General features: G+C 54.8%; 22 protein-coding genes. 18 read left to right on the top strand and 4 right to left on the bottom strand.

All coding sequences use genetic code 11. The features are described 5' to 3' along the window. The first annotated feature begins 25 nt into the window (after positions 1 to 25). From whiA to gatB, 8 genes are all read left to right on the top strand, one after another. Positions 26 to 943, top strand: a complete 918-nt coding sequence (gene whiA, locus TQ39_RS01100) for a DNA-binding protein WhiA (protein WP_050004245.1) — start codon at positions 26 to 28, stop codon at positions 941 to 943. Further along, positions 936 to 4418, top strand: coding sequence for a DNA polymerase III subunit alpha (locus tag TQ39_RS01095; RefSeq protein ID WP_050004244.1), 3483 nt, complete (start codon positions 936 to 938; stop codon positions 4416 to 4418). Before whiA ends, TQ39_RS01095 begins: the two co-directional genes overlap by 8 nt. Positions 4419 to 4510: 92 nt before the next feature. Then, positions 4511 to 5485, top strand: coding sequence for a 6-phosphofructokinase (pfkA, locus tag TQ39_RS01090; RefSeq protein WP_009325802.1), 975 nt, complete (start codon positions 4511 to 4513; stop codon positions 5483 to 5485). Positions 5486 to 5637: 152 nt separating this feature from the next. Further along, positions 5638 to 6255: a sporulation protein YunB gene (yunB, locus tag TQ39_RS01085; protein WP_158557607.1), complete on the top strand. Its 618-nt coding sequence runs from the start codon at positions 5638 to 5640 to the stop codon at positions 6253 to 6255. A gap of 82 nt (positions 6256 to 6337) precedes the next feature. Further along, on the top strand, positions 6338 to 8344 hold the full coding sequence (ligA, locus tag TQ39_RS01080; protein WP_050004242.1) for an NAD-dependent DNA ligase LigA: 2007 nt from the start codon (positions 6338 to 6340) through the stop codon (positions 8342 to 8344). 62 nt (positions 8345 to 8406) lie between these two features. Then, positions 8407 to 8676 (top strand): Asp-tRNA(Asn)/Glu-tRNA(Gln) amidotransferase subunit GatC, encoded by a 270-nt coding sequence (gatC, locus tag TQ39_RS01075; RefSeq protein ID WP_009325799.1) that lies wholly within the window; start codon positions 8407 to 8409, stop codon positions 8674 to 8676. Between the two features lie 12 nt (positions 8677 to 8688). Beyond that, positions 8689 to 10137 (top strand): Asp-tRNA(Asn)/Glu-tRNA(Gln) amidotransferase subunit GatA, encoded by a 1449-nt coding sequence (gatA, locus tag TQ39_RS01070; RefSeq protein WP_050004241.1) that lies wholly within the window; start codon positions 8689 to 8691, stop codon positions 10135 to 10137. 4 nt (positions 10138 to 10141) lie between these two features. Continuing rightward, on the top strand, positions 10142 to 11587 hold the full coding sequence (gatB, locus tag TQ39_RS01065; RefSeq protein ID WP_050004240.1) for an Asp-tRNA(Asn)/Glu-tRNA(Gln) amidotransferase subunit GatB: 1446 nt from the start codon (positions 10142 to 10144) through the stop codon (positions 11585 to 11587). Between the two features lie 74 nt (positions 11588 to 11661). Here gatB and TQ39_RS01060 read toward each other — a convergent pair whose 3' ends face one another. The 3 genes from TQ39_RS01060 to TQ39_RS01050 form a co-directional block, all read right to left on the bottom strand. Next, positions 11662 to 12810 carry a DHHW family protein gene (locus tag TQ39_RS01060; RefSeq protein ID WP_050004239.1) on the bottom strand — a complete coding sequence of 383 codons (1149 nt, stop codon included), beginning with the start codon at positions 12808 to 12810 and terminating at the stop codon, positions 11662 to 11664. A gap of 180 nt (positions 12811 to 12990) precedes the next feature. Continuing rightward, complete coding sequence (locus tag TQ39_RS01055; RefSeq protein ID WP_050004238.1) at positions 12991 to 14406, bottom strand: MBOAT family O-acyltransferase; 1416 nt, start codon at positions 14404 to 14406, stop codon at positions 12991 to 12993. A gap of 102 nt (positions 14407 to 14508) precedes the next feature. Beyond that, on the bottom strand, positions 14509 to 14988 hold the full coding sequence (locus TQ39_RS01050; RefSeq protein ID WP_009325794.1) for a DUF4358 domain-containing protein: 480 nt from the start codon (positions 14986 to 14988) through the stop codon (positions 14509 to 14511). Between the two features lie 187 nt (positions 14989 to 15175). On the opposite strand from TQ39_RS01050, the gene TQ39_RS01045 reads away from it, so the two are divergent. The 3 genes from TQ39_RS01045 (at position 15176) to TQ39_RS01035 (ending at position 17453) form a co-directional block, all read left to right on the top strand. Then, complete coding sequence (locus TQ39_RS01045; protein ID WP_009325793.1) at positions 15176 to 16225, top strand: FAD:protein FMN transferase; 1050 nt, start codon at positions 15176 to 15178, stop codon at positions 16223 to 16225. Between the two features lie 32 nt (positions 16226 to 16257). Further along, positions 16258 to 16791, top strand: coding sequence for a Gx transporter family protein (locus tag TQ39_RS01040; protein ID WP_009325792.1), 534 nt, complete (start codon positions 16258 to 16260; stop codon positions 16789 to 16791). A 119-nt stretch (positions 16792 to 16910) separates the two neighbouring features. Then, complete coding sequence (locus tag TQ39_RS01035; protein ID WP_009325791.1) at positions 16911 to 17453, top strand: NADH peroxidase; 543 nt, start codon at positions 16911 to 16913, stop codon at positions 17451 to 17453. Positions 17454 to 17608: 155 nt separating this feature from the next. Here TQ39_RS01035 and TQ39_RS01030 read toward each other — a convergent pair whose 3' ends face one another. Further along, the gene (locus TQ39_RS01030; protein WP_050004237.1) at positions 17609 to 18319 is read right to left on the bottom strand and encodes a DUF421 domain-containing protein; all 711 of its coding nucleotides are present in this window, start codon (positions 18317 to 18319) and stop codon (positions 17609 to 17611) included. 183 nt (positions 18320 to 18502) lie between these two features. Between TQ39_RS01030 and TQ39_RS01020 the strand changes: the two genes are divergently transcribed. The 7 genes from TQ39_RS01020 (at position 18503) to TQ39_RS00990 (ending at position 24063) form a co-directional block, all read left to right on the top strand. Further along, the gene (locus TQ39_RS01020; protein WP_009325789.1) at positions 18503 to 19465 is read left to right on the top strand and encodes a diacylglycerol/lipid kinase family protein; all 963 of its coding nucleotides are present in this window, start codon (positions 18503 to 18505) and stop codon (positions 19463 to 19465) included. Positions 19466 to 19666: 201 nt separating this feature from the next. Further along, the gene (locus tag TQ39_RS01015) at positions 19667 to 19951 is read left to right on the top strand and encodes a co-chaperone GroES (RefSeq protein WP_009325788.1); all 285 of its coding nucleotides are present in this window, start codon (positions 19667 to 19669) and stop codon (positions 19949 to 19951) included. A 53-nt stretch (positions 19952 to 20004) separates the two neighbouring features. Further along, positions 20005 to 21648, top strand: coding sequence for a chaperonin GroEL (gene groL / locus TQ39_RS01010; protein ID WP_009325787.1), 1644 nt, complete (start codon positions 20005 to 20007; stop codon positions 21646 to 21648). A gap of 121 nt (positions 21649 to 21769) precedes the next feature. Next, entirely contained in the window at positions 21770 to 21955 is a 186-nt protein-coding gene (locus TQ39_RS01005; RefSeq protein ID WP_009325786.1) for a hypothetical protein, read from the top strand. A 14-nt stretch (positions 21956 to 21969) separates the two neighbouring features. Beyond that, the gene (locus tag TQ39_RS01000) at positions 21970 to 22236 is read left to right on the top strand and encodes a spore coat protein (protein ID WP_009325785.1); all 267 of its coding nucleotides are present in this window, start codon (positions 21970 to 21972) and stop codon (positions 22234 to 22236) included. A 200-nt stretch (positions 22237 to 22436) separates the two neighbouring features. Then, positions 22437 to 22847, top strand: a complete 411-nt coding sequence (locus tag TQ39_RS00995; RefSeq protein WP_082052068.1) for an OadG family transporter subunit — start codon at positions 22437 to 22439, stop codon at positions 22845 to 22847. 19 nt (positions 22848 to 22866) lie between these two features. Continuing rightward, positions 22867 to 24063 carry a sodium ion-translocating decarboxylase subunit beta gene (locus TQ39_RS00990; RefSeq protein ID WP_050004234.1) on the top strand — a complete coding sequence of 399 codons (1197 nt, stop codon included), beginning with the start codon at positions 22867 to 22869 and terminating at the stop codon, positions 24061 to 24063. Positions 24064 to 24139 lie beyond the last annotated feature (76 nt).

Below are 24139 nucleotides of genomic sequence, written 5' to 3'. Positions count from 1 at the left end.
GCAGCCCGGGCAAGGAGGACGCGTCGTGAGCTTTTCCCAGGACGTAAAAAAAGAGATCATTGCGCGCGAAGCGGGCGGCAGCTGCTGCGCCGTTGCAGCTGCCTATGGCTTTGCGTGCTTCGGCAAATATTTTGACACCCGTGGCGTTGTTCTGCACACGGAACAGATCGCCGTAGCGCAGTACGCGAAAAAAATGTTTGCCCGCGCGGGCGTGGCGGGAAAGATTTATGTTAAGGGGAGCGAGGAAAGCCGCGTTTATGAATTCGCGGTGAAAGAGCCGGGCGAGGTGCGGCGGATGCTGGCCCTGTTCGGACATACAGGCGAAGAGCCGAGCCTGCGCATCAACAGCAGAAACTTTACCTGTGAACACTGCGTGAGTGCGTTTGTTGCCGCGGCCTTTTTGTGCTGCGGCACCATTACAAACCCGCAGAGGGAATATAACCTGGAATTTTTATCGGTGCGCTACAACCTGATCCTGGATTTCGAAGCACTGCTGATGGGCCATGGCTTCGCGCCTAAGCACACCCGGCGCAAAGGCTCCAATGTGCTTTATCTGAAAGCAAGCGAGCAGATCGAGGATCTGCTCACATTCATGGGAGCTTCCGGCGCGGCTCTGGAGATCATGAACCTGAAGGTGTACAAGGATTTTCGAAACAAAGCCAATCGTATTACCAATTGTGAAACGGCAAACATCGATAAAACCGTGTCTGCCAGCGGGCAGACGCTGGAGGCTATCGCTTATCTGAAAAAGCGCGGCGCGTTCGAAACGCTGCCCGCGCCGCTTCGGGAAGCCGCCGCCCTGCGGGAGCAAAACCCGGACCTTTCCCTCAAGGAGCTGGCCGGGCTGGTCCGCCCTCCGCTGAGCAAATCGGGCCTTTCGCACCGAATGAAAAAACTGGAGCAAACGGCGGAAAGCCTGAAAGAAAGGACAAGGAATGGCTGAAAAGGCAAGAAACTTTACACATCTGCATCTGCATACCGAATACAGCCTTTTGGACGGTGCATGCCGCATTGAGGGGCTGATGCAGCGCGTGAAAGCGCTGGGCCAGACCGCTGTTGCCATCACCGACCACGGCGTCATGTACGGCTGCGTGGATTTTTACAAAGCCGCCAAAAAGGCGGGGGTCAAACCCATCATCGGCTGTGAGGTGTATGTCGCCACACGTACACGGTTCGACAAGGTGAACCGCATCGACGGCTCCAACCATCTGGTGCTGCTGTGCAAAAACGAGACGGGCTATAAAAATCTTATCAAGATGGTGTCGGTGGGCTTTACGGAAGGCTTTTACAACAAGCCGCGTGTGGACCACGAGCTGCTGGAAGAGTACCATGAGGGGCTGATATGTCTCTCCGCCTGCCTTGCGGGCGAAATCCCTCAGGCTTTATTGGCAGGGGATTATGAAAAAGCCAAGAATCTTGCGCGGTACTATGAAGATCTGTTCGGCAAAGGAAACTATTATATTGAGATACAGGACCATGGGCTGGACGAGCAGCGCACGGTGCTGCCCCTGCTTGTGCGGCTTTCCCGGGAAACAGGCATTCCTCTGGTCGCCACCAACGACGCCCACTATCTTGAAAAAGAAGATTCCAGGATGCAGCACATTCTCATTTGCATCCAGACAAACAAGACGGTGAATGACGATGACGTACTGGAATTCGGCACGGATGAGTTCTACGTCAAAAGCACCGACGAGATGTACGAGCTGTTCAGCGCATGGCCCGAAGCCTGTGAAAACACGAACCGAATCGCAGAGATGTGCAGCTTTGATTTTGAATTCGGCGTGACAAAGCTGCCGTATTTTGTGGCGCCGGACGGCATGGACAACAAAGAGTATTTTGTAAAGCTGTGCCGGGACGGTCTGCTGCGGCGATACGGTGCGGACGTGCCGGAGGATATACGCGCCCGGCTGGACTACGAGATATCCATTATTGACCGCATGGGGTATATCAACTATTATCTGATTGTGTTCGATTTCATCAACTATGCGAAAAGCCAGGGGATCCCCGTGGGCCCGGGACGCGGCTCCGGTGCGGGAAGCCTTGCGGCCTACTGTGTAGGTATCACCAATATCGACCCCATCAAGTACAATCTGCTGTTTGAACGCTTCCTGAACCCGGAGCGCGTCTCGATGCCGGACTTTGACATCGATTTCTGTTACGAGCGCCGTCAGGAGGTCATCGACTATGTGATCCGCAAGTACGGCGCCGACCATGTGGCGCAGATCGTGACCTTCGGTACGATGGCGGCGCGCGCTGCCATCCGCGACGTAGGCCGCGTTTTGGACATGCCCTACGGCACGGTGGACGGTATTGCCAAGCTGGTGCCGATGGAGCCGAAAATGACGTTGACCAAGGCGCTTTCCATCTCCAGGGAGCTGAAGGCGCGCTACGATGCGGACCCGCAGGTGAAAGAGCTCATCGATATGTCCCTCAAGCTTGAAGGCATGCCGCGCCATGCGTCCACGCATGCGGCGGGCGTAGTCATCACCCGTGAGGCAGCGGATGAATACGTACCTCTCGCAACCAACGACGGCAACCCTGTCACTCAGTTTACGATGACCACAATTGAGGAGCTGGGCCTGCTGAAAATGGACTTTCTTGGCCTGCGTACGCTCACTGTCATTGACGATGCGGAGAAAATGATCCGAAAGCGCGAGCCGGGCTTTTCCATGGACGCGGTTCCTTATGATGACCAGCGCGTTTACGCCATGCTCAACGCGGGCGAGACAGAGGGCGTGTTTCAGATGGAATCCGGCGGCATGACGCAGGCGGTGATGGGCCTGCAGTCCAAAAGCCTGGAGGACATCATCGCCATTATCTCACTGTACCGTCCGGGCCCGATGGAGTCTATTCCAACGTATATTGCGAACCGGCACAATCCGGGCAATGTAAAATATAAAACGCCGCAGCTGGAGCATATTCTGGACGTTACCAACGGATGCATCGTTTATCAGGAGCAGGTGATGCAGATCTGCCGTGAACTGGCGGGCTTTTCTTACGGGCAGGCCGACCTTGTGCGCCGCGCCATGAGCAAAAAAAAGCACGATGTCATGGAAAAGGAGCGCCAGCATTTCGTGCACGGCAACACCGAGCCGGGGCACGAGTGCGCCGGTTGTGTGGCAAACGGGATCTCCGAAACAGTGGCCAATGCCATTTTTGACGATATGTCCAGCTTTGCATCCTATGCTTTCAATAAAGCGCATGCGGCGGCCTATGCGGTGGTGGCATACCAAACCGCTTATCTGAAAAGGCATTATCCACGTGAATTCATGGCAGCCCTGCTGACGAGCGTGCTGGACAACACGGGAAAGGTGATCGAGTATACCGCTGAATGCCAGCGTATGGGCATCCGCGTGCTGCCGCCGGACATCAACGCCAGCGATGCGGGCTTTACGGTGGAGGGAAAGGATATCCGTTTCGGCCTGCTGGCGCTGAAAAATGTGGGGAGGAACCTGATCGCTACCGTTGTGCGTGAGCGCAGCGGCACGCCGTACCGCAGCCTGTATGATTTCTGCAAGCGTCTGCATGGCACCGAGATCAACCGCCGCGCGGTGGAAAGTATGATCAAAAGCGGGGCGTTCGACAATCTGGAGGCCAAGCGGCGTTCCATGATGGACGGCGTGGAGGGCATCCTCAAAAGTGTGGAGAGTGAAGCGAGGCGGAATCTGGACGGGCAGATCGATCTGTTCGGCGCTCTGGACGGTGAACAGGAGTCTGGACGGAACGTCTATAAATTGCCGGACAGCGGGGAAGAATATCCTTATGACATCCTGCTCCAGATGGAGAAAGAAGTGAGCGGCCTGTACTTGTCCGGGCATCCCCTGGACCATTACCGTCCGGTGATCGAAAAGGTGTCCACATGCCGCATCAGCGAGCTTGTGGGAGAGAATGCGCATGCCTATGATGAGCAGAATGTGACGCTTGTCTGCACGGTGGTGCGCACCAAGACGATCAATACCAAAGCGGGCGGCATGATGGCGTTCATCACGGTGGAGGACCTGAGCGGCTCCATGGAAGTGCTTGCGTTTCCGAAGGTCCTTCTGGCTGCTTCTGAAGCTGTGCATGACAACGCCGTAGTGGTGATCAAAGGGCGCGTGTCTTATAAAGAAGATGAACCCAGCAAGCTGATTGCGGATTCCATTGTGGACGTAGAGCGATATGAGCCCGATAAGATAAAAACTGACATCAAAAGTACAAAAAACGGACTATGGCTGAAACTTTCGTCCATGCGCAGCGAGAGCTTTGAGGAGACGAAGAACCTGCTCCAGATATTCGAGGGCAATTTCCCTGTTTATATGTACTTCGAGGATACAAAACAGCGCATGCTTGCGCCTAAAAGCCTTTGGTGCACACAGAGCGACCTGTTGGTCTCCGAGTTGGAGCGGGTACTGGGAGCCGGTAATGTAAAAGTAAAATAAGGTGATTTTTTTAACGAAGCGGCTTGAATTTGATGCAACATCTGTTTATAATGGGTAACTAGAGTGTTTGAATATTTGAAGGAGGTTTTTCCATGGCAACCGAAATCAAAACCATCGGCGTGCTGACCAGCGGCGGCGACGCCCCGGGCATGAACGCCGCCATCCGCGCCGTCGTGCGTACGGCGATTATGCGCGGATATAGTGTAAAGGGCATTCGTCACGGCTACAATGGTCTGTTGACGGGAGATATCATTGATATGAACCTGCGCAGCGTTTCCGAGATCATCCATCGCGGCGGCACCATTTTGTATACGGCCCGCTGCCTGGAGTTTAAAACGCTGGAGGGGCAGCAAAGAGCCGCGCAGGCCTGCCGTGACAACGGCATTGACGCGCTTGTGGTCATCGGGGGCGACGGCTCATTCCGCGGCTGCAAAGATATGGCGGCGCAGGGGATTCCCTGTGTGGGGCTTCCGGGCACCATCGACAACGATATCGCCTGCAGCGATTACACCATCGGTTATGATACGGCCATGAATACCGCGGTGGAAATGATCGACAAGCTGCGCGACACCACACAGAGCCACGACCGCTGTAGTGTTGTGGAGGTCATGGGACGCAATGCCGGTTACATCGCGCTGAACACAGGCATCGCGGTGGGGGCGCTTGTAACGTTGATCCCTGAGGTTCCGTACGACCTGGAGCGCGACGTCATCGCCAAGATGAAGGCCACGCAGAAAACCGGCAAGCAGCATTTCATCATCATCATCGCCGAGGGCGTCGGCCATGCGCAGGACCTGGCAAACGAGATCCAGTCCCGCACGGGCATCGACTCCCGCGCTACCGTGTTGGGCCATGTGCAGCGCGGCGGCTCGCCCACACTGCGTGACCGTGTCACGGCCAGCCGTATGGGCTACCATGCCGTGGAGCTTCTGCGCAAGGGAATCTATAACCGTGTGGTCGCAACAAAGGCCGAGTCTATCGTTGACTACGATATTTCTGTGGCTCTTTCCATGTACAAGACCATTGATACAACGTTGCTGGACATCGGCTCCACGATTTCCATTTAATTTGTAAAAAACGGCAAGGGTGCTGCTTTTCGGGCGGCACCCTTGCTTTTTTGCATCAAAAACACGATTTGCCCCCGCCGTGAATATACTGTATTACTGCAACAGGGAAGGAGGGGGCTGAAATGCGGCGTTTTCGGAGGCCTGCTGTAACCGTGTCCAAAAGACGTGTCATACTGTTTCGGCTGTTTTTGGTGTTTTGCGCGGCATTTGCCGTGTTTTCCGTACTGGACAACCGTCTGCGTCCGGTGATCACCACAATGGCGCAGTACCAGTGCCGCGTGGTTTCCGTGCTGGCTATGAACGAGGCGGTGATGGAAGAATTGAATGAGGTGCAGGATATTGAACAGGCACTGGTGGAAGTGGACAAAGCGCCGGATGGCACGGTATCTGCCATCGAAATCAATTCCGTAGAAGTAAACCGCCTGAAAACGCGGCTGACAGACGCCGTGGCCAACCGGCTCCTCTCCGTCCCAAAACAGGATGTGCGCATCCCGCTGGGCACGCTTCTGGGCTGGCAGATCATGGCGGGGCGAGGGCCGGACATCCCGCTGCAGGTGGTGCCGGCATCCTTTGTGCAGAGCACGATCGTGGACACACTGGAGACGGCGGGCATCAACCAGACACAGCACCGCATCTTCATCCGTTTCACAGTGGAAATGAGCGCCATCCTGCCCGGGTATTCCACAAGCGTAACGGTGGAAAATGAAGTGTGCATCGCCCAGACGCTGATCGTAGGCAAAGTGCCGCAATTTTACGCATCCGGTTCGTAAATTTTATCCGTGCGCGCTGTATGCAATGGCGCTGTTTTATGCTATACTATTAACTGTATTTCTATGCGACTGAGGTGGTATCTTGGAGATTGCAGAGGCGCGGGAGCGCTATGCGGCCCTGAAAGAAAAAATCGATTATCACAACCATCTGTATTATGACCTGGATGCGCCGGAGCTGGATGATTATGCGTACGATGCGCTGACACGCGAGTTGAAAGCGCTGGAGGCGGAACATCCGGAATTCGTGAACGAAAGCTCCCCCACGCAGCATGTTGGCGGCGTTGCCTCCGGCCGCTTTGAAAAAGTGACGCACATTGTAAAAATGGAGAGCCTGCAGGATGTTTTTTCACTGGATGAAGTCCGGGAATTCGACGCGCGAATGCGGGAAGCCGGTCTGGCGCCGCAGTATGTGGTGGAGGCAAAGATAGACGGCCTCTCCATCAGCCTGGAATACCGGAATGGTGTTTTTGTTCGGGGCTCCACCCGGGGCGACGGCATTGTGGGGGAAGACGTAACGCAGAATCTCGCGACGATAAAGGATATCCCGAAGCGCTTGCCAGACGGAGCGCCGGACTTTCTGGAAGTGCGGGGAGAAGTATATATGCCCCGCGATGCTTTTTTGAAGCTGGTGGAGGAGCAGGAGCTCAGCGATAAGCAGCCATTTAAAAACCCGCGCAACGCGGCGGCGGGTTCGCTGCGTCAAAAGGACAGCGCCGTCACTGCCGGCCGTGGGTTGTCCGTATTTGTGTTCAATCTGCAGCGTATCGAGGGAATGACGCTGCACAGCCACAAGGAAAGCCTGGACTACCTGGCCTCGCTGGGGTTTCCGGTATCTCCGCGGCATGCGCGCTTCTGTAATATCGATGACGTGCTCCGGGAAATCGAAGCCATCGGCGCGCTGCGCGGTACGCTGCCGTATGACATTGACGGTGCAGTGGTGAAGGTGGACGATTTTGCACAGCGCGATGCGTTGGGAAGCACGAATAAGTTCCCGCGCTGGGCCGTTGCCTTCAAATATCCGCCCGAAGAGAAAGAATCAAAGCTACTGAATATCGAGGTTTCTGTCGGGCGCACAGGCGTGCTGACGCCGACGGCTGTGTTTGAACCGGTGCTGCTGGCGGGAACGACCGTTTCCCGGGCTATCCTGCACAACGAGGATTTCATCCGGCAACTTGGCGTCGGCATCGGGGATGTGATCCGCGTGCGCAAGGCGGGGGATATCATTCCGGAAGTGGTGGCTGTAGTACAGCATGCTCCGGATGCGCAGATGTTCGAGATGCCGCAGGCGTGCCCCTCGTGCGGTGCGCCGGTGTCGCACATGGAAGATGAGGCGGCCCTGCGCTGTACAAACCCCGAATGTCCGGCCCAGACGCTGCGCAACATCATCCATTTTGCCTCCCGGGCTGCAATGGACATCGACGGCTTCGGCCCGGCAGTAGCCAGGCAGCTTGTGGAACGCGGTCTTGTGCATACCGCCGCAGATATTTACGACCTTACAGCGGAACAGCTTATCACACTGGATAAGTTCAAGGAAAAATCCGTTTCAAATCTTCTGGCGGCTATCGCCGCTTCGCGGCGGAATGGGCTGGACAAGCTTCTGTTTGCTCTGGGCATCCGCAATATCGGCAGTAAGGGCGCCGCACTGCTGGCGGAGCATTTCGTTACGATGGAGGCGGTGCAGGCCGCGGCGGAGGAAGAAATCAACGCGATCGACGGCTTCGGAGGGGTGATGACCGAGAGCGTGCTGGACTTTTTTGCCAAAGATGGTACGCAGGATCTGGTGCGCCGTCTGCGGGAGGCTGGCGTCAATATGCGCTACAACGGGCCGAAAAAGACAGACCGTCTGGCGGGCAAAACGCTGGTGGTTACCGGCACGCTGCCCACGCTTTCCCGCACGCAGGCAGAAGCGCTCATCACACAGAACGGCGGCAAGGCGTCGTCGTCCGTCTCTAAGAAAACGAGCTATGTGCTCGCGGGCGAGGCGGCGGGCTCCAAGCTGACAAAAGCGCAGTCGCTGGGCGTCCCTGTTATCAGCGAGGAAGAATTTCTTGCGATGCTCCAAGCGCAGCGCGATACGATTGAAAGCTGACACCTTAAGCGCCGCGCTGTGCGGGGCGCCCGAACAATTCTGATAAAAGTGAGGAATGGAATATGGAAATCGATGTACGGCACATCGCGAAGCTTGCGATGCTGAAGATCCCGGAGGAACAGGTGGAAGCGTTTGAAAAAGAGCTTTCCGGTATCGTTGCGATGGTGGAGAATCTGCCGGAGATCCCCAGTGCGGCCACGCTGCTGGAGCCGGGCAATGTCATGGAGCTGCGCGAGGATGCCGTTGTGCCCTCGTATCCGCGGGATGAAATGCTGCAAAACGTGCCCCAGGCCGTTGCGGGCTGCATCGTCGTGCCGAAGACCGTAGAGTGAGGAGGGCATACAATGGAACTGTATAAAAAATCAGCGGCAGAGCTTTCCGCCCTGCTGCGCAGCAAAGAAGTGACCGCGTGCGAGATCCTGGACGACACGCTCGCGCGCATAGACGCGGTAGAGCCGAAGGTTGACGCGTTTTTGTCCGTAACGGCGGATACCGCGCGTGCGAAGGCAAAGGAAGTGGATGAAAAAATCGCCAGAGGGGAGACGCTGGGCGTGCTGGCCGGCATTCCTGTGGGGATAAAGGACAATATCTGTACCAAGGGCCTGAAAACGACCTGTGCCTCCCGGATGCTGGAGAATTTTGTGCCGCCGTATAATGCGACGGTAGTGGAGAAGCTGGCGGCCGCAGACGCGGTAATCCCCGGCAAGCTGAACATGGACGAATTTGCCATGGGCGGTTCGTGCGAAAATTCTTATTTCAAGCCCACGAAAAACCCTTGGGATACCACTCGTGTGCCGGGCGGCTCATCCGGCGGAAGCGCGGCCAGTGTGGCTGCGTGCGAGGTGCCGCTTTCCCTCGGCTCCGATACCGGCGGTTCCATCCGCTGCCCAGCCGGTTTGTGCGGTATCGTGGGCCTCAAGCCTACATACGGCGCGGTATCGCGCTTCGGCCTCGTAGCGTTTGCTTCTTCGCTGGACCAGATCGGGCCGTTCGCCCGTACAGTGGACGATGTGGCGCTGCTGTTCAGCGCCATCTGCGGCAGAGACGCGGCGCATGATGCGACCAGCAAGGAATATGCTTTCCCGGGCATAACGACGGGCGTTAAGGGCTTGCGCATCGGTGTGCCGAAAGAGTACTTCGGAAAGGGCGTCAGCGCGGAGAATAAGGCCGCTGTATGGAAGGCAGTGGATGACCTGAAAGCGCTGGGCGCTGAAATCGTCGAAATTTCTTTGCCTTCCACGGATTATGCTCTTTCGGCCTATTATATCATTTCCTCCGCTGAAGCGTCTTCGAATCTGGCGCGTTATGACGGCGTAAAATACGGCTATTCAGGCAATCGCGAGGGCAATTTGAACGATCTTTATCTTTCTACGCGCAGCGAAGGTTTTGGCGCGGAGGTAAAACGCCGCATCATGCTGGGCACCTATGTGCTTTCCAGCGGTTATTATGACGCGTACTACAAACGCGCGAAGATGCTGCAGCGGATGATCGCGCAGGAGTTTGAAGATGCATTCCGGAAATGCGACGTCATTGCCACGCCTACTACGCCTACCACGGCGTTCCGCCTGGGTGAAAAGACGAGCGACCCGCTGGAGATGTATGCCTCGGATATCTGCACTGTTACCGTGAATATCGCGGGCCTGCCGGGCATCAGCGTACCCTGCGGGTTCGGCGCGGGCAGCCTGCCCATCGGCCTGCAGCTCATCGGGCCGAAGTTCAGCGAGGCAAAATTGCTGGGCGTTGCGAAAACTTACGAGACTGCCAGGGGCGGTTTTGCGGTAAAGGAGCTGTGACGAGATGATAAACAGGGATTATGAAGTAGTGATCGGCCTTGAGGTGCATGCCGAGCTGTGCACCGAGACCAAGATTTTCTGCGGCTGCAAAAATGCTTTCGGCGCAGAGGTGAACACATTGTGCTGTCCGGTGTGCATGGGGATGCCCGGCACGCTGCCGGTGCTGAACAAGCAGGTGGTGGATTACGCCATAAAAATGGGCCATGCGCTGAACTGCTCTATCAACCGTGTGAGTAAAAATGACCGCAAGAACTATTTTTATCCGGACCTTCCCAAGGCATATCAGATCAGCCAGTTTGACGTTCCGTTGTGCGAAAACGGTTATTTGGACATCCTTGTGAATGGCGACGTACGGCGCATCGGTATCACGCGCATCCACATCGAAGAGGATGCGGGCAAGCTCATTCACGATGATTCCTTTGACGGAACGTTGGCGGATTACAACCGCTGCGGCGTGCCGCTCATTGAGATGGTTTCCGAGCCGGACCTGCGAAGTGCGGAGGAAGCAAAGGCGTACATGGAAGCCATTACAAACATCCTGCTTTATCTCGGCATCTCAGACGCCAAGATGCAGGAGGGCAGTGTGCGCGCAGACGTGAACGTCTCTGTGCGTCCCCGCGGACAGAAGGAATTCGGCACTCGAACCGAGATGAAAAACGTCAACAGCTTCGGCGCGGTGTACCGCGCCATCCAGTATGAGGCGCAGCGGCAGATCGAGGTCATCAGGAAGGGTGGCGTTATCGAACAGGAGACCCGCCGCTGGGATGATGCCAAGGGCAAAAGCTATGTGATGCGCTCGAAAGAGGATGCGCAGGACTACCGCTATTTCCCAGACCCCGATCTGCTCACGTTTGAAGTGAGTGAAGCGCACGTTCAGGAATTGAAGGATTCCATCCCTGAACTGCCAGTGGCTAAGGCGCTGCGCTATGTGAAAGAGTATGGCCTGCTGCCGGTGGATGCGGAACTTTTGGCCTCCAACCGTGCACGTTCGGAGTTTTTTGATGCCTGTGTGGCGCTTGGCAATTGTGATAAGAAGCTCATTTGCAACTGGATGATCGGAGATATTGCAAAGATTTTGAACGAGCGCCGCATTGAGATCACGGATACAGCCCTGACAAAAGAAAATCTGACGGAGATGATCGCTCTGATCGAAAAAGGCACCATCTCCAACACAGCTGCAAAAACAGTGCTTGACGTGATTATTGAGACGGATGTTCCTCCGGCCAAGGTCGTGGAAGAAAAGGGGCTTGCTCAAATCAGCGATTCGGGAGCGCTGGGTAAGATCGTAGACGATGTTCTGGCGAACAACCCCAAGGCTGTGGCGGATTATAAGGGCGGCAAGACCAATGTTGCGGGCTTCCTTGTGGGCCAGTGTATGAAGGCCAGCAGAGGGCAGGGGAATCCCGGCGTTCTGCGCGAAATGCTGCTTTCGGCCATTGAAAAACTGTGATTTTCAGAATTAAGAACAGTAAAAACGCCTGCACGGATAAACCGCGCAGGCGTTTTTGGTTAGGCGCTATTTCCTCAGGGCGTGGCAATTTTCGCCGCCAGCGTCATGTCGTCCATAAAGCCTTGGAAGCTGAACAGCACAAGGATCTCATCGTAGCCGCCGCGTTCGATCAGACTGTCCACTTTTTTATTGAGATAGCGGAAGTCCACAATCCCGATAGAGGCGTAATCCTCGACGAGATAGGGAATGAAAGCATTGGCATAACTGTCTTTGATGATGAGGATACTGCCTGTGCCGTTGCCCTCCAGAACAGAATAACCGTTGTTGCCGCGCAGGAATGCCTTATATTTGTCCCGTGTTTCAAAATCGGCGGTGTTGTACAGCGGGCCGGTTTCGCCGCTTTCGCTGCCGTCTGCGTTGGCCGTGTAGACAGTCAGCTGGTTGGGCAGATCGTAATACGTGATGGTATCAGGCACCACGTCGTAGTTGCGGGCTTTGGAATAGCTTGTTCCGTAAAAGTTTTCGACCTTTTTTTCATTCGCGGCCGAGCGGTCAAACAGCGGAAGGCCTTTGCTGCCTGCAAACTGTTCATATGCAAGGTAAGCGCCTTCACTTGTCCAGTGATGATCGGTACGGTAGAAAATGTATTCATCACCATGGGCGCGCAGTGTTTTTCGCAGGTCATACACCGCCGCCTGGCCGGACAGCCGTTCGACGATGCTGTCGTGATAGATATCCTCATCCGCAACAGGTGCCTGCCAGGGCAGCTTTTCAGAAAGCACAAGGCTGGATGAGGGCGCGATCATAACGCTCACCTTGCCGGGATGGCGCTGCGCCATGCGCTCAACAGCGTCGAGATTTTTTTCAAAGCGCTCGCCGACGGCAAGAAATTTCGGGAAGAGATAATTGTCTTTGCCGAACCAGATGCCGTTGTTTTCCGTTTTGAGAAGCATTGCCTCCGCGCGGCTTTTCAGGTCGATCCATCCGTCACGGAAAATGAACTGGTCTTTGGTGTATTCAGTATATTTGGCCATCCAGGGATCGTCTTTGGAAAGAACCCCCGCAAGAGTGAGCTTGGGCGGCTGCATCAGCTTCCGGTTCTCCAACTCGGAAAATTCCCGCTTGGGCCAGAGTGCGTCCAGGATGGAAAAGCAGAACAAAAAGGCGAGAAAAAGCAGAACGATGGGGAACTTTTTCAGCTCCTGCCATAAATTGCGGATCATTCCGGGGCCTCCTCGATTTCATCTCGGTTTTGCTGTGCAAAACCGGCCAACGCCGCTCCCATAGGGTATTGGTCGCGGCGCCTCCTCGATTTCATCTCGGTTTTGCTGTGCAAAACCGGCCAACGCCGTTTCCATATGGTTATTGGCTGCGGCGCTCCCTCTTTTTTCAGTGACCGCTTGTCAGAAGCGGAAATATAAGAACGGACTGTTCGTGGCGTCCACCATATAGGCGATGGTCACAACAAAAATCAGCGCAAGAACCAGCCCGCGCATCAGCGTGTTCGTTTTGAATTTTTCATACAGCTTCTGCGGAAGAGGCGTAGCGCACAAAATGCCGACAATGAGCAGAGCGCCGTAGTTGCGCAGGAAGTACAGCGGTGAAACGCCGCCCGAGGGCACGAACAGCTTTTGAAGCAGCAGCCCGAGCGAAACGCCTTTGTCGCTGCCGACGAACAGCGCCCAGCCCACAATGACAAGCAGCATCGTGTAAATGTGCGGCCAGACCTTGCCCTTTTTCAGGTGCGGCAGCAGCCAGATTTTTTCAATCATCAGCAGCACACAGTAATAGAGGCCCCAGAAGATGAAGTTCCAGTTTGCTCCGTGCCAGAAGCCGGTAAGGAACCATACTACAAAAATGTTGAACAGCTGGCGAGTCAGACCCTTGCGGTTGCCGCCAAGGGGGATATATACATATTCCTTGAACCAGCTGGACAGTGTGATGTGCCAGCGCCGCCAAAATTCAGTGATACTGCGCGAAATGTAAGGCAGATTGAAGTTGTCCGGGAAATCAAAGCCCAGCATTTTGCCCATGCCGATGCCCATCATAGAATAGCCGGAAAAATCGAAGTAGATCTGCAGGGCATAGGAAATGATGCCAAGCCACACCAGAGGTGTAGACGCGTTGGACAATCCAACACCTGCTTCCCATACGCCGTTTACATCATGGCCGATCACGTCGTACCAAAGCGCGCTGATACCGTCGGCCAGCAACACTTTTTTGGCAAGCCCGAAGATGAACAGTGAGATGCCCTCGTCGATGCGGTCCATCGTGACACGGCCCTTTAAAATGTGGAGCCGTTCCGCTACATCGCTGTATTTCACGATTGGCCCGGCAATGAGCTGCGGGAACATGACCACATAAGCGCCGAAGTTGATCAGATTATGCTCGGCTTTCACATCGCCGCGGTATACATCAATGGAATAGCTCATCGTCTGGAATGTATAAAAGCTGATGCCGAGCGGCAGAGTCAGGCGCAGGAGGGGAATGGACGTTCCTATTACGGCGTTGATGTTGTTGATGAAAAAGTCGGTGTATTTGAAAAAGAACAGCATGCCAAGGCTGCCGATGATACTGAACAATAAAAAGCCGCGTCGCGCAGCGGCGCTGTCTTTGAAGCGTTCAATGCCAAGGCCTGCAGTATAGTTGATTAGAATGGCGGCTGCCATTACCGGAAACAGGCGTACTTCGCCCCAAGAATAGAACACGAGGCTGCACAAAAACAGAACGGTGTTTTTCAGCCTTGCGGGCGCAAGATAATAAAGTGCCAGTGTGATGGGCAGAAAACGGAACAGGAACAGTACGGTGCTGAAGACCATGCTTTCACTCCTTGTTTGGAAACATTGCGCCGCCGGACATTCCCGCGGCAAAAAGCAAAGCCGGTACCCCGGAGGTACCGGCTTTGCGGGGCCTGTAAATGCTTATTTCAAAGCCTCGTCGATCGCGGCATCGACCTCGGTGTAATCGACGCCCGCAGCCGCGATGGCCAATACAGCGTAATCGCCTTTTGCAACGACGCGGCCGTCAGAGACCTGCTGGTATGCTTCGGGAAAATCATTTTGATAATTCTCGCTCACGGAAACAAGACCGTTTTTGTAATTTTCCAGCGCAGCCTTGATGTCGTCCACGCTGCCCGCAGAAGCCTTCACGACAAGCACCGTACCCGCCGTATTCGCCACGCCCGTTTTTTGGCCGGAAAACTCCTCGACCTTGTCCATATCTACGCCGAACTCATAGGTGAGGTCATCCTCGGTAATGTCCAGCGGATTTTCGATCTTAGCCACCGTTTCAACTGCGGAAGCAACATCGTTCACATTATAATTTGCGCTGCTGCCGCTGCAGCCGGCAAACGCGGCGCCCACAAGGCAAACTGCCAATAAACCAGCAAAAAAACGTTTCATAATCGGTTCCTTTCCTGAGAAAAATTGTTGTTACCATCTTACACGAATCTGGTAATATTTGCAAGGCCTTTCTGGGAGTGTGCGCAGAATCTTTACATTTTATACACAGCAAAACCGGCATGCGGCGGACGCTTGACAGAACGGGCAAACTTGCCTACAATCGTACTATCAGCCAAAGGAGATTCGTATGAAAAAAGCAATAAAAATGATCGCCGGAGCGTGTGCTGCAGCAGTGGTGTGCGCGGGTGGGCTTCTATATTATAATTTGTCCCGGCAAAACGTCCGCCACACTTCGGCGACATTTGTCATGGATGCTGTGGCGGACCAGAAGGTCTACGGTCCAAACGGAGAAAAAGCCATCGCGGCGGCGGAACAGGCGTTTCGTGAGATGGAGAACCGGCTTTCTGTATATAAAGAGGGGAGTGATATTGCACGTTTGAACGCGGCTGCCGGAAGCGGAGAGGCTGTGGCGGTCGAGGCGCAGACATACGCATTGCTCTCGCAGGCGAAAACACTCAGTGCACAGGCGGGCGGAGCGTTTGAACTTACAATCGCGCCGCTTGCACTGGCATGGGGCATTACCACGGATGCGCCGCGGGTGCTGCAGCAGGATGAAATCGACGCGCTGCTGCCGTTGGTGGATGACAGAGGCCTGCTTCTTGAATCCGGAACGGCGCGTCTGCAGCGTCCCGGCCAGGCGGTAGATCTGGGCGGTATCGCCAAAGGAGCAGCCTGTGACGTTGCGAAAGAGGTTTATGACGAATATGGCATCCGTGCGGCGCTGTGCTGGCTTGGCGGGAGCAGCATTTACGCACGGGGCGTAAAGCCGGACGGTGAAGCGTGGCGGCTGGGCTTTCGTGATCCGAAAGAGGAGGAATCGGTCTCGCTGGCGTCATTTGAAATCAGGGATGCGGTTTTCTGCACCTCCGGAGGATACGAACGTTATTTTGAGCAGGATGGTGTGCGGTATCATCATATTCTGGACCCCGCGACAGGGCGACCGGCGCAAAGCGATATCGTTTCCATAGGCATTCTCTGTGAAAATGGTGCGGAGGCGGATTTCTGGTCCACGGCCCTTTTTGTTCAGGGCAGGGAAAAGGCGCTGGAATATTTCGAGACAGGCGGTGAAGGCCTGCTTCTGGATGAGGACAACACACTGTATGTTTCCAAAGCACTTCAGGCTTCATTTGAATTGGCAGCAGAAGCAGAGGGGGCTTACCATGTTGTCTTTTTGTAAAAGCGGTTCGTGCATATCGCCGGAAAAGGAAGGTGAGTGTTCTGCGCAATGAAAAGACGCGCCGCGTGGCGTTGATGGGGCTTCTGTTTGCTCTGTCCGTGGTGCTTTCTTTTTTGGAGGGGACGCTCACGCCGCTGTTGGGGCTGCCGCCTGGCGTGAAGCTGGGTCTTGCAAATGTGGTTGTGATGTATGCGCTGTTCTTTCTGGGGCGCGGCAGCGCGTTCACGCTTGTTCTGCTCAAAAGCTTTTTTGTATTGCTCACCCGCGGTGCGATGGCCGGCGCGCTGAGCCTCGGCGGCGGTTTGTTGTCGCTTGGCGTAATGGCTGTCCTGTGCCTTTTCAGGAGCAGGCCTTCGGTATTCATACTCTCCGTGTGCGGCGCGATCACACATAATTTTGGGCAGCTGCTGGTCATCAACCTGTTGATGACTCAATCTGTTTATACATTGTATTATGCGCCTGTCCTGCTGCTTTCGGGCCTTGGGATGGGGGCGCTGACGTCGGTGGGGCTGAAGGCGCTTGTGCCGGCGCTGGAAAAGCTTGGTTTCCAAAGGTTTCAAAAATAATTGATATTTTTTATCAATAAATACTTGACACCAATTGGGAAGCATGATATATTATAGACACGGCAGCAATGCCTTTCAATGAAACAACAAAAATATAATAATGCTGGAGGAAACAAGTTATGTCTAAGTTTGTTTGCACTGTTTGTGGTTATGTGTACGAGGGTGAGGCTGCTCCGGAGTTCTGCCCGGTCTGTAAGGCGCCGGCTTCCAAGTTTGTTGAGCAGAAAGGTGAAATGACTTGGGCTGCCGAGCACGTTGTGGGTGTTGCCAAGGGCGTCGATCCTGAAATCATCGAGGGTCTGCGTATGAACTTCAACGGCGAGTGCAGCGAGGTGGGCATGTATCTGGCTATGGCGCGCGTGGCACATCGTGAAGGTTATCCGGAGATTGGTCTGTATTGGGAAAAAGCAGCTTACGAAGAAGCTGAGCATGCTGCGAAGTTTGCCGAGCTGCTGGGTGAGGTCCTGACGGACAGCACGAAAAAGAATCTGGAAATGCGTGTAGAGGCCGAGAACGGCGCGACTGCCGGTAAGATGGACCTTGCAAAAAAGGCCAAGGAGCTGGGGCTGGACGCCATCCATGACACCGTGCATGAGATGGCCCGTGATGAGGCCCGCCATGGCAAAGCGTTTGCCGGTCTGCTGGCCCGTTACTTCAAATAAGATTTCAACAGAACAGGCGGCAGAAAATTCTGCCGCCTGTTTTTCTTCTCTTTCGCAACAAAGGGATATCCCAATTGCTGAGGCAGGCTATATGATGGGGAAAACAACAGTGCAAGCGGTAAAAAGGAATGACGCGGATGGACGGGGCATATTGTTTACTCAAACATCTCGTGCGCCACGCGCTCCCCGGTACGGGGATAGACAGCCAGCTCGTTTTGCGCGTTTACGGTAGCGAGAAAAACGTCACCGATCCTTGTCACATGCTGCGCCTCAAGCTGCTTTTTCAGCCATACGTCGTCGTTGCCGGTGTATTTCAGATTTTTCGGAATAACGGTTCCGTCCAGGATGACGTTTACGCAGGGACGTTCCGGATCGGGAGTCATTTGGAGATCCTCCGGCGTAACGGGACGCTGGGCGGCCAGCGGCAAAAAGCTCACCTGGCCGTTGGTCTCCAGAATAGCGGTTTGCAGATCGGCAAGGTCGAAATAACCCGCTGTCCTGCACTGTGTTAGGAACTCATTGATGTCCAGCTTGGCCGCAGCCAGGTTTTTTTCGTAAAGCTTTCCGTTTTCATACAGGACAACGGGCTTGCCGTTGATGAATTTGCGCGCCGCCATAGATTTGCAGGTAATATAGGAGATCAGAGCGGCGGTGACGCCATATACGACCATGGCAGTCAGCGGCATCCAGTAGTCGTCCTCCAGGCTCGTGGCGAACTCCGCCGCGATGGAGCCTATGGTGATACCGTTTACGTAATCAAACATGCTCATTTGGCTGACCTGGCGGTTGCCCATAAGCTTAGCGAGCAGGAACAGTACGATGATGGAGAACAGGCTTGTAAAAAGAATATGAGGGATAACGTTCATGGAGCTTCTTCCTTTGCATTCATGTTTCCGCACGGCGGGCCTGCGGCAGACGCCGCTTTCCCTCAGTATACCCCATGGCACTTTGCTTTATTACCTGCCGCTTTTTTGCACGGAATGGCAATTGTATGTTTGGTATAAATGCGGTATGATGATAATGAAATGTGAGGAAAGGGGAATACCCTGATGAAGCATGTTTTTATTGTGAATCCGGTATCCGGGAAAGCGGACGCCAGCCTTTATCTTGTGCCGCGGCTGATCGACGCGGCGGCCGGTGCGGGTGTGGATTATGCTGTGGAGCTGACACAGCACGCCGGCCACGCGGCTGAAATCGCCCGGCAGTACGGTGATGACGGGGAACCGGTGCGCCTTTACGCCTGCGGCGGGGACGGTACTTTGAACGAGGTATTTACGGGGGCGTATCCCTATAAAAACGCAGAGGTGGCAAGTGTTCCGTGCGGCTCCGGCAATGATTTTGTGCGAAATTTCGGCGCGGCGGAGGATTTCCTTTCCCTTGCGGATAATATCGCAGGCACGGCGGTGCCTGTTGACTTGGTCGCGGCAAACGGCGGGGTCTCTGCGGCAATCTGTTCGGTTGGGCTGGATTCTGAAGTTGCATACAGCATTCCCAAATATCGCCGCCTGCCGCTGTGCGGCGGCCAGATGGCATATAATATTTCCATTGTAGAACGTCTTTTGCAGCCCATGGGACACAGGCTGCGCATTACGGTGGACGACGATGTGCTGGAGGGGGATTACCTCATCGCCACGGTATGCAACGGCGTCGCATACGGGGGTGGGTTCCGCGCTGCGCCCATGGCGGACCTGCAGGACGGAGTGCTGGATGTGATCATGGTAAAGAAAATGAGCCGGATGCGCATTGCGGGAGTACTGTCCAAATATAAAAACGGGCTCCACTATCAAAATGGTCGTGTCGTTCCGGAGCTTTCGGATGTGCTGGAATACCGCAGAGCGCAAAAGGTGTTGATCGAGCCGATGGATGGGAAGACTGTCATCACAAATATCGACGGGGAGTGCACTCCGGCGGACAGCCTTTCCGCACAAGTGCTGCCTCTGGCAGCGCGGTTTGTGCTGCCGGCTCCGCTGTATGCGCAGTTTGAGGACAGAGCTCCCGCCGTAACGGCGTGACATGACTTGAAGGCAGACAAATATGACAAATACCGGGTGGCTCCTTCGCAGGCCGCCCGGTATTGTTTTGTTTTCGTGCGAGTTCACAAAAAATTTTTATTTTACCCCCTTGATTTTTCCTGTAAATGTGGTTACAATATGTTTAGCACTCAAAGATATAGAGTGCTAAACAAGGAAAATTTAATTTAGGAGGAAAGTTTTATGAAAATCAGACCTCTCGCTGACAGAATTGTCATTAAAAATGTAGAAGCAGAGGAAACTACCAAGAGCGGCATCATCCTTACGGGCTCCGCCAAGGAAAAGCCCCAGGTGTGCGAAGTTGTCGCTGTGGGCCCGGGCGGCCTTGTGGACGGCAACCAAGTTGAGATGACCGTCAAGGTGGGCGACAGGGTATTGATCGCCAAATACGCGGGTACCGAAGTGAAGGTGGACGGCGACGAGTGCACCATCGTGCGCCAGTCGGACATTCTTGCCGTTGTAGAGTAAGCTCTCAGCAAAGTTGTTTTCATTCTATTTTAAAATAAAAGGAGTCGTTATTTATGGCAAAACAGTTACTCATGGGCGAAGAGGCGCGCAAAGCCCTCTGCGCCGGCATTGATAAGCTTGCCGATACGGTCAAGATCACACTTGGCCCCAAGGGACGCAACGTAGTTTTGGGCAAAAAGTTCGGCGCTCCGGTCATCACCAATGACGGCGTTACCATCGCCAAAGAGATCGAGCTGAAAGACCAGTTCGAGAACATGGGCGCTCAGCTCGTACGCGAAGTTGCCACCAAAACGAACGATGCTGCCGGCGACGGTACCACCACCGCAACGGTTTTGGCACAGGCGCTTGTTACCGAGGGCATGAAGAACGTTGCCGCGGGTGCAAACCCCATGGACCTGAAGCGCGGCATGCAGAAGGCCGTGAAGGCTTCTGTCGAGGCTTTGAAGGCGAACAGCAAGAAAATGGAGGGCTCTGCCGACGTGGCGCGTGTTGCCACGGTTTCTGCGGGCGATGAAGTCATCGGCAGCCTGATCGCTGAGGCGATGGAAAAGGTAAGCGCTGACGGCGTGATCACCATTGAAGAGAGCAAGACGGCTGAGACCTATTCCGAAGTCGTAAAGGGCATGCAGTTCGACCGCGGCTATATCACTCCGTATATGGTCACAGACACCGAGCGCATGGAGGCTGTTCTGGATGATGCATATCTGCTCATCACGGATAAGAAGATCAGTGTGATTCAGGATATTCTGCCCCTGCTGGAGCAGATCGTACAGTCCGGCAAGAAACTCGTCATCATTGCCGAAGATGTGGAGGGCGAGGCTCTGTCCACGCTGATCGTGAACCGCCTGCGCGGGACCTTCACGGTTGTCGCTGTCAAAGCTCCCGGCTTTGGCGACCGCCGCAAGGAAATGCTGCAGGACATCGCCATTCTGACGGGCGGCACGGTTGTCAGCGAAGAGCTGGGTTATGAGCTGAAAGACGCCACCGTCGATATGCTGGGCCGTGCCCGCCAGGTGAAGGTAACGAAGGAATATACCACCATCGTAGACGGTATGGGCGACAAGGAAGCTGTCAGCAACCGTGTTGCGCAGATCCGTGCGCAGATGGCGGAGACGACCAGCGACTTCGACAAGGAGAAGCTGCAGGAGCGTCTTGCCAAGCTGTCCGGCGGTGTTGCCGTCATCAAAGTCGGCGCTGCCACTGAGGTCGAGATGAAAGAGAAGAAGCTGCGCATTGAGGATGCCCTGAATGCGGCCAAGGCTGCCGTGGAAGAGGGCATTGTCGCGGGCGGCGGCACGGCTCCGCTGCACACGACTGCTGCTGTTGACGCTGTGATCGACGCTCTCGAAGGCGATGAGCGCACGGGTGCGCGCATCGTGCGCAAAGCACTGGAGGCTCCGCTGCGCCAGATCGCGGCCAATGCCGGCCTGGAGGGCAGTGTCATTATCGACAAAATTATGTCCGGCAGCGATGCCAACTATGGCTTTGATGCCCAGAAAGAAGTATACGGCGACATGATCAAGGCCGGTATCGTTGACCCGACCAAGGTCACCCGTTCTGCGTTGGAGAACGCGGCCAGCGTGGCGTCCATGGTCCTTACCACCGAGAGCCTTGTCGCGGATGAGCCGGAAGATCCCGCGGCCTCGGCTGCGGCCAACGCCGCCATGGCGGGCGGCGGTATGGGCGGCATGTATTGATTGCCCGGCTCCTGTTTTCATAAAATTTCCTTTGCCCTGCGGCGTTTTGCCGCAGGGCTTTTTGTATATTTGCGAGCCTTGGAGAAAAACTAATACCATTACAGAAAAGGAGGCAAACCCCATGGAAGAAATCACTGCCGTAGAGCTGGCCGGTTTTTCCGAACTGCTCACTCACGAGGAAAATATCATTAAAAAATACAAATGCTATGCACAGACCTGTGAGGACCCGGCGCTCAAAGAAATGTGCGAGGATATGGCCCAGCGCCATACGCAGCATTATGATGCGATTCTCAGCGAACTGAAATGAGGAGGGGACAAATAATGAATTGCTTTGATGATCAGGCGAAAATGACGGATGCGCTCAATTCCCAAAAATTCATCACGGGGAATTATAATCATTATGCCGGTGAATGCGCCACAAAGGAACGCAAGGATAAGCTGATGGAGATTCTTTCCGAGGAACATGACATGCAGTTTGAAGTGTTCAGCGAGATGCAAAAGCGGGGCTGGTATGAGCCGAAGCCTGCGCCTCAGCAAAAGGTGTGCGAGGCGTGCGAACAATTTGAACAAAAAGAAGGCTCCTTTTAAGATATAAGATAAGGTAAGTATGCTGCTCTATGCCCGTCTGAAGAACAATCGTCAGACGGGCATTTTTGTGTGTAAGCCGTCGAAGGAAAAACTGAAAATATTTGAGATTTTTTTAACAACTTTTTCATTTAACGGTTGCAACCGGGACGGATTTCATCTATAATATAAAAAGATATCGTAAAAAACAGGGAGGTTATTTCATGGGCATTTCACAGTTCCTTACGGTTGCGGCAAATACTGCATCCGGGAACCCCGAACCGTCCGTCGGCGTGGTTGTGGCAACGGGCCTCATCCTCGTATTCGGCGTTCTGGTGCTGCTCTACCTGCTCATTACGCTCGAGGGCATTATTTTTACATCTGTAGACCGCAGGAAAAAAGGCGCGCCTGCTCCGAAGAAAGAAGCGGCTCCCGCTCCGGTGAAAGCGGCTGCTCCGAAGGCTCCGGTTGTGGAAGCCGGCATCCCGGGCGAGGTCGTCGCGGCCATTGCCGCCGCTATCGCCTGCATGGACGGCGGCGAACATTATACGCTGCGCAGTGTTAAGCGCACAAGAGTGTCCGGGCGCTCCGCCTGGGGGCAGGCCGGTGTTGTGGCTTACACCGAGCCGTTTTGACAGGAGGGGATGAACAGACATGCAGGGCTTTTTAAACGCAGTCACCGGTATTGCCAATGAATCCGGCTTTGTCGGCATCATGGAGAATCCGGGCTATCTGATTATGATTATCGTCGCCTGCGGGCTGATTTATCTTGCCATAGGCAAGCAGTTCGAGCCGCTTTTGCTTTTGCCGATCGCTTTCGGCATGCTGCTGGCGAACCTTCCGTTTGGCGAGATTATCCACATGCAGTATTTCATCCCGCCGGAAGGCGCGGACCCTTCGCTGTATCCGATGTTCAGCGAGATCCTGCACCATGGCGGGTTGGCTGATATGCTGTATCTTGGCGTCAAGCTGGGCATTTATCCGCCGCTGATCTTCCTTGGTATCGGTACGATGACGGATTTCGGCCCTTTGATCTCCAACCCGAAGAGCCTGTTGCTGGGCGCTGCCGCACAGCTTGGCATTTTCACTACTTACATCGGAGCGAAGCTGCTTGGTTTTACCGGCCCGCAGGCCGGCGCCATCGGCATCATCGGCGGTGCGGACGGCCCGACAGCCATTTTCGTTGCCAGCAAGCTGGCGCCTGAACTGCTTGGCGCTATCGCTGTGGCCGCGTACAGCTATATGGCGCTGGTGCCCATCATCCAGCCGCCTATCATGCGCGCACTTACCACAAAGAAAGAACGTATGATCGTAATGGAACAGCTTCGTCCGGTTTCCAAACTGGAAAAGATCATGTTCCCCATTATCTGCACCATCATCATTTGTTTGATCCTTCCCACAGCCGTGCCTCTTGTCGGCATGCTGATGCTGGGCAATCTGATGAAAGAGTCCGGTGTTGTGGACCGCATCAACAAGACGGCGGGCAACGAGCTGATGAACATCATTACGATTTTCCTCGGTGTGTCTGTCGGCTGTACCACAAATGCAGAGACCTTCCTCAACAAGAACACGCTGTTCATCGTGGCGCTGGGCCTGATCGCGTTCTGCTTCGGCACTGCGGGCGGTGTTCTGTTCGGCAAAATCATGTGCTGGGCGACGCATGGCAAGGTGAATCCGCTGATCGGTTCTGCCGGTGTTTCCGCTGTTCCGATGGCCGCACGCGTTTCTCAGAAGGTCGGCCAGCAGGAAAACCCCCAGAATTTCCTGCTTATGCACGCCATGGGGCCGAATGTTGCGGGCGTAATCGGCAGCGCTGTGGCCGCCGGTATCCTCATCAATATGTTGAAATGACGCTTTTACGGAAAAAGCCGTTCCTTTGGGAGCGGCTTTTTCTTTTCAATCAGGTGCAAGTATGCTATACTAAATA

It is taken from the genome of Ruthenibacterium lactatiformans, assembly GCF_000949455.1.
GTDB classification, from domain to species: Bacteria; Bacillota; Clostridia; order Oscillospirales; family Ruminococcaceae; genus Ruthenibacterium; species Ruthenibacterium lactatiformans.
The sequence above is the reverse complement of the archived record's forward strand: the minus strand, read 5'-3'. Positions and strand labels throughout refer to the sequence as shown.

Bases quoted from the DNA above. Each gene is read 5' to 3' on its own strand.
- TQ39_RS01095 (WP_050004244.1), top strand. From the start codon at position 936: ATGGCTGAAAAGGCAAGAAACTTTACACATCTGCATCTGCATACCGAA.
- pfkA (WP_009325802.1), top strand. From the start codon at position 4,511: ATGGCAACCGAAATCAAAACCATCGGCGTGCTGACCAGCGGCGGCGAC.
- gatC (WP_009325799.1), top strand. From the start codon at position 8,407: ATGGAAATCGATGTACGGCACATCGCGAAGCTTGCGATGCTGAAGATC.
- gatA (WP_050004241.1), top strand. From the start codon at position 8,689: ATGGAACTGTATAAAAAATCAGCGGCAGAGCTTTCCGCCCTGCTGCGC.
- gatB (WP_050004240.1), top strand. From the start codon at position 10,142: ATGATAAACAGGGATTATGAAGTAGTGATCGGCCTTGAGGTGCATGCC.
- TQ39_RS01060 (WP_050004239.1), bottom strand. From the start codon at position 12,810: ATGATCCGCAATTTATGGCAGGAGCTGAAAAAGTTCCCCATCGTTCTG.
- TQ39_RS01055 (WP_050004238.1), bottom strand. From the start codon at position 14,406: ATGGTCTTCAGCACCGTACTGTTCCTGTTCCGTTTTCTGCCCATCACA.
- TQ39_RS01050 (WP_009325794.1), bottom strand. From the start codon at position 14,988: ATGAAACGTTTTTTTGCTGGTTTATTGGCAGTTTGCCTTGTGGGCGCC.
- TQ39_RS01045 (WP_009325793.1), top strand. From the start codon at position 15,176: ATGAAAAAAGCAATAAAAATGATCGCCGGAGCGTGTGCTGCAGCAGTG.
- TQ39_RS01035 (WP_009325791.1), top strand. From the start codon at position 16,911: ATGTCTAAGTTTGTTTGCACTGTTTGTGGTTATGTGTACGAGGGTGAG.
- TQ39_RS01030 (WP_050004237.1), bottom strand. From the start codon at position 18,319: ATGAACGTTATCCCTCATATTCTTTTTACAAGCCTGTTCTCCATCATC.
- TQ39_RS01020 (WP_009325789.1), top strand. From the start codon at position 18,503: ATGAAGCATGTTTTTATTGTGAATCCGGTATCCGGGAAAGCGGACGCC.
- TQ39_RS01015 (WP_009325788.1), top strand. From the start codon at position 19,667: ATGAAAATCAGACCTCTCGCTGACAGAATTGTCATTAAAAATGTAGAA.
- groL (WP_009325787.1), top strand. From the start codon at position 20,005: ATGGCAAAACAGTTACTCATGGGCGAAGAGGCGCGCAAAGCCCTCTGC.
- TQ39_RS01005 (WP_009325786.1), top strand. From the start codon at position 21,770: ATGGAAGAAATCACTGCCGTAGAGCTGGCCGGTTTTTCCGAACTGCTC.
- TQ39_RS01000 (WP_009325785.1), top strand. From the start codon at position 21,970: ATGAATTGCTTTGATGATCAGGCGAAAATGACGGATGCGCTCAATTCC.
- TQ39_RS00995 (WP_082052068.1), top strand. From the start codon at position 22,437: ATGGGCATTTCACAGTTCCTTACGGTTGCGGCAAATACTGCATCCGGG.
- TQ39_RS00990 (WP_050004234.1), top strand. From the start codon at position 22,867: ATGCAGGGCTTTTTAAACGCAGTCACCGGTATTGCCAATGAATCCGGC.